Source organism: Nocardia sp. NPDC004168, from assembly GCF_040610355.1.
GTDB classification, from domain to species: Bacteria; Actinomycetota; Actinomycetes; order Mycobacteriales; family Mycobacteriaceae; genus Nocardia; species Nocardia sichangensis.
Window position 1 is genome coordinate 1 of record NZ_JBEXME010000078.1, and the last position, 4,927, is coordinate 4,927.

Here is a 4,927-nt window from a genome sequence, read left to right on the forward strand (position 1 = left end):
TCCTGTGGGCCATGACCCTGGTCATGCGGCGCCGACTCGCCCGCCTCACAACCCACCCGATCCCGAAATGATCAGTTCATACACAGGCACTAAGACACCGCCGAAGCCCGTCGGGCCCTCAAACGTCGTCTGGCCAACGTCGTCTTCCGCCGAATGATCCGAGATCACCAACACGCACCAACCATGGCTGCTTGACACACAGAGGCGCTATCAGGTCACGACCGTGGATGCGCAGGACCTGGGTGGGACTTCGGGGAGCGCACCGCACCGGTCCGAACCCGGGCCGACCGGTCCCGAGAAGGACACCACCAGGGGTCAGGAAACTTGAATCCGGACGATGCGGTGAGCAAATTGCCATCATGCTCGGCCCACCGCACCACTCGGGACGCGGGCCGACGGGTCCTTCGAAAGACACCCCGTGGAGGTCAGGAAAATTCTGGGTCAGACCCGGCTCGGTCGGTGCGATGCGCGAACTCCATCATGACTGGAAACTTCTAGACCCGGAACGCCGGCGGGCGGCCGTGGCGCATCTGATGCGCCTCATGGGCGTCAGCGAACGGTTCGCCTGCCGGGTGACCGGGCAGCATCGCAGTACCCAGCGCCGTCCTGCGGGAGCGCAGCAGCCCACGGATCGCGATGCCCCGTTGCGGGCATGGTTGCGTGACTGGGCACGCAACCACCCACGTCAAGGGTTCCGTCGCGCCTACCACGACGCCCGCGGCGAGGGCTGGGCGGTGAATCACAAGAAGATCCAACGCCTGTGGTCGATGAGCACACTCGTGAATGCCTGGGCGGGCTGGTCGAACGCTCCATCACCGCCGACCGGCTCATCGACGACCTCGACCGTATCGCCGCCGTCCGCGGATATCCTGCCGAGTTGCGTCGTGACAACGGCCCGGAACTGGCATGCCACGCGATGCGGGACTGGGCCGGTGAACGCGTCGGCATGGCGTTCATCCCACCTGGACAGCCTTGGCGCAACGGCTACATCGAATCGTTCAACGGCCGACTGCGCGACGAACGCCTCAACATCAACAGCTTCTGGTCGCTGACCCAGGCCCGGGTCGTGGACAGCGACTGGAAGGACGACTACAACCACTGTGAGTCTTCGGGTGGCTGGTCTGGGACTGGCCGACCAGGGTAGGCGGCGGTCGCCCGGCTCGAAGACGTGACTCATACAATTACTGGCCCTACGCAGGTGTCCTTCGGTTGGACTTGTCCGTTGCGGAGTCGAAGCGGCCGACGCCGTCCTGGCCACTTCGGTGTCCTGATCTGTTGTTCCCCCGGCTTCGTGGAGTCGACATGCTGGACTTCAGGCCACGGGTTAGATGGACGGTTGCATCATTTCGTACTCGATCGGAGTCCGCATACCGAGGGCTGAGTGACGGCGGCGCCGATTGTGGAAGATCTCGAGGTAGTCGAAGATCGCGTTCGCCAGCTCGATGCGCGTTTTCCAGCGTTGCCGGTTGAGTAGCTCGGTTTGCATTCTGCCCCAAAATGATTCGATGACGGCGTTGTCGTAGCAGTCGCCGATCGAGCCCATCGAGGGCACCAGCCCTGACTTGCGGGCCCGGTCGGTGAAGGCCCACGAGGTGAATTGAACGCCGTGGTCGGAGTGAATGATCGTGCCCGACTCCGGCGATCTGTTGGAGATCGCCATCCCGAGCGCGTTGGTGACCAGCGCCGCGGTTTGGGTCGAGTCGATCGACCAGCCGACCACCCGCCGGGAATAAATGTCGAGCACGACCGCGCAGTAGACCTGAGTTCTCGGATGCGGCGCTTGGCCGCGGCCAGTTCGGACTGCTCGGCGCTGGTCGCGCCCGGTATCTCACCGGTGTCGATCAGTTCCTGTTTACGCCAGACATAGATCGTCTGGTCGCTGATGCCCAGGTCCGCAGCTACCTGCGCGACCGGATCGGGATAACGCCTTGGCACGAACAAGTCTCGTTCGACGACTTCGTGACCAAGAGTCAAGCAAACCAACTCCGGAAAACCAGGGGAACATCAGCCCTCGTCAGCGCTCTTCGAAGATCATCGACAGCCCATGGTGTGACTTCTTGGCCCCTGTCTTCCGCATGATCCGGGTGGGATGGTGACGGTCGCCGAGTGCCGGTGGCATCGGATGGACCGCTGATCGAGACAGGGCCGCATTTCAGGTATCTCCGTAACGCGGGAGCCGGCCTCTGATGCCCGATCGGTATCGCTTTGTGCTGACCGAAGAAGCCAGGCTCACCAGCATCCAGCCGACTCTTGAACGCGCCTTGGGTCCGAGATCGCCCACCAGCCGTGCGTAAGACTTGCTGCGGTGGACCCGCACGGAATCCGTGCAGCAGGACGTAGGAATCAACCGCTATCGCGGTCAGACACACCCCGCATGGGAGCCTGGCTCGTCGAGGAGGTCTTGACCGCACTGCCCGCCCAAACCGTGACCGTCCTGGCGCGAAGGCCGCCGAAGTCGGTTACCGAAAGCGGCTGCCCAGCTCAAATCTGTTCTCCAGCAAGGCAGATTGGTCACCGAAGACATCGAGAAGATGCTCGATGCGCATCCCCTTGCAAAGTCTTGACTTCGATGCCCGGCATCGAAGTCAGGAGCGGAGTCCCCATCCTGCTCGAAGTCGGTGACAGCGCCAGCCTTGCCTCGACCAGCCGCTCGGTCGCCTACGCCGGGCATCGCTCCGGTCACCCGCCTCTTCGGCAGTTCTATCCGCGGTGAGCACCCGGCGAGCCCGGCACCTACAAGCTGAAACAGGCGTTGCTCCCGTCTGGGTTCGCCACACTGCACGACCCCGCCAGCCAGCCGGTACGACAAAGACCACACCACCCTCATCTGCTTGGCCCGGCGCCGCTGCGGTTTCCTTCACGTGCTCCCCGAACACCGCGGACTCTGCCGATCACCCACGACGCAGCGGCTTGAAACGAAGTTAGCGACACCGCCTTTAAGCCTCCAGGTCGGCGGGAAGACAACGGGCAATCGCTATATCCAGCGTGCGACGACAGCGAATAGCGCGGAGTGGCGCATAGAAACTGAGTGCACCCAGCTATCGGTCGCAGCAGAGCCTCAACTATGAATTTCGTCGCTCAGACGTATCGCCGACCGCGTTGGATCGATCGGGGCATTCTGGGCGGCTGCGACCCACCAGCGCTCATCCCGCTCGACAAGAACGTACATCGCGACTTCTGAGAACGCCGATGGATCTACTGCCTGCCTTCGAATTTGGGCCACGACAATTCCCAACGCTGGCGAGAAAGCGTCCACTACCTCGAACCGCGAAGGTGGGGCGGTATTGCGCTGCATCAGGGCCCGGTGAAGCTGAATTAGCCTATCATAGCCGACGACGAGGGCACCGAACGGCCCACCCCAACGAACATCGGCTGCCAAAGGCTCGTCGTACGCGTCCGCATGGCCAGCTTCAAGCGCGTACTGCAAACCGTGAGCCAGCCGTTTGGCCACCTCATCAGCGACATCCCGAGCGCCCGACTCACCGAAAGCCGGACGGGTATCCATGTTTCCTCCAAGTACCGAACACACGACCTAATACTATAGTATCAACTACAGTTTGCGTTCAGCAGCTGGGTAAAAATTTTACGCATTTCCTGCCATACTGCAATACTGCACAATGCGATGTCAAAGTATGGTAAGTTTTTAACCAATTTAGCCGGACCTGCGAAGGCCGTCGGACAACATTCACGATAAAAGTCACGCATAGACCGTTCCATGTCGGCGTGAGGCGTTCTTGGCGTACCGAAAAAAGTTCCGGCGCACGATGTTCAATCAGGATCGGCGAGTTGTCCAGTCGTTTGGTGCCGGACGAGCTGTGGCGTTGAGGGAGCAGCTGTGGCCGGAGTTCAGCCCGCGTACGCAGGGCGGCGGCACGGCGGCGCAGATCAGCGGGCGGTGATCGACGGGGCATGCGGCACCGCACCGTAATCGACAGCGGCCTCGACACCGTCCGCGTGATGCACACTAGCGACCTTCACCTCAGCCCGTCGTCGGCCCCTGCAGACACCTGCCGATATCGGCGCCGCATCCCAAACCGCAACCGGTACTGGGCACCGGATACCGTCGTCGACCATCTGCACCGCCGATTTGGCGACCACGGTCACCGCAAATCACGCCTCCTACCGCTGCCAGCCGGGTACGGCCGTCGCACGTAGCAGGAGAGTTTCTTAGCAGGAAATATACGCGAGGATACGTAGCGGGTTAGACCCAGGAAAAGTGAATCAATAACCCCCCGAGTGTCCGCTCTCGGAAGCTCCGCTGGAAACAATTTTGAAGTCGAGGCTGGCACCGTAGGCGCTCCCCTTTGCACTCGGCCCCACAGAGCCTACGACAGCGCCAGCGCAGTTATCGGACTCATAGATAAGCGCGGTACGGCCGTCGGTGCGGTTCTCCACAACAATATCCAAGGTGCCAAGTTTTATACACTTGTCGAGGTCGCGATAATACTTGTCTTGATAAAGTATTCCATTGATAATTGCACTTTCTCCGACAGCGACAACGCCACTCGTCGGCTGCGTAGTAACGGCTGCGGCGGTAATCCAAGCCGCGATGATGATTATCTTAATACGCGCCACGACGACAGGTGCCTTCACATCCAATCTCCTTAGTATACATATCAGCGCGCACAATAGTCTAGTCGTGCAAAATCACCCACCAAACAAGTCGACTACATACGCCGAGTGCGGCGTCACTACTGCGGCTCCCATACATCCATCACGGTGCAGACACAGTAGAACACGCCGATGCGCTAGTCGGTCAGAGCGAAGTGCTTGTTGAAGAAATTTGAAGTGAAAATTGTAATAAATTGAACGTCTTGGAATGGCCACCGAGCCCTCACCGCCTGTCCGCGGCCGAAGTGAGCCGAAATCGAGCATTCCGCCCGCGAACGAATTGGGGCAGGCGGTCATAATGGACGTGTGACTCTGG

Annotated in this window: 2 protein-coding genes and 2 pseudogenes; 1 reads left to right on the top strand and 3 read right to left on the bottom strand. The window is 60.8% G+C overall.

Going from position 1 to position 4,927, the window contains the following annotated elements; genetic code table 11:
• Positions 1-424 precede the first annotated feature (424 nt).
• A pseudogene (locus ABZW96_RS37245) lies at positions 425-1,099 on the top strand (integrase core domain-containing protein); the annotation flags it as partial.
• Between the two features lie 225 nt (positions 1,100-1,324).
• Here the strand turns inward: ABZW96_RS37245 and ABZW96_RS37250 are convergent.
• From ABZW96_RS37250 to ABZW96_RS37260, 3 genes and pseudogenes are all read right to left on the bottom strand, one after another.
• Positions 1,325-1,762: pseudogene (locus tag ABZW96_RS37250) on the bottom strand (IS3 family transposase); the annotation flags it as partial.
• Positions 1,763-3,058: 1,296 nt separating this feature from the next.
• Positions 3,059-3,505, bottom strand: coding sequence for a DUF4440 domain-containing protein (locus ABZW96_RS37255; protein WP_355081556.1), 447 nt, complete (start codon positions 3,503-3,505; stop codon positions 3,059-3,061).
• A gap of 716 nt (positions 3,506-4,221) precedes the next feature.
• Positions 4,222-4,593 (bottom strand): hypothetical protein, encoded by a 372-nt coding sequence (locus tag ABZW96_RS37260; RefSeq protein ID WP_355081558.1) that lies wholly within the window; start codon positions 4,591-4,593, stop codon positions 4,222-4,224.
• Positions 4,594-4,927: the final 334 nt, after the last annotated feature.

Excerpts from the sequence above, each read along its gene's own strand:
- ABZW96_RS37255 (WP_355081556.1), bottom strand. The coding sequence starts at position 3,505 with ATGGATACCCGTCCGGCTTTCGGTGAGTCGGGCGCTCGGGATGTCGCT.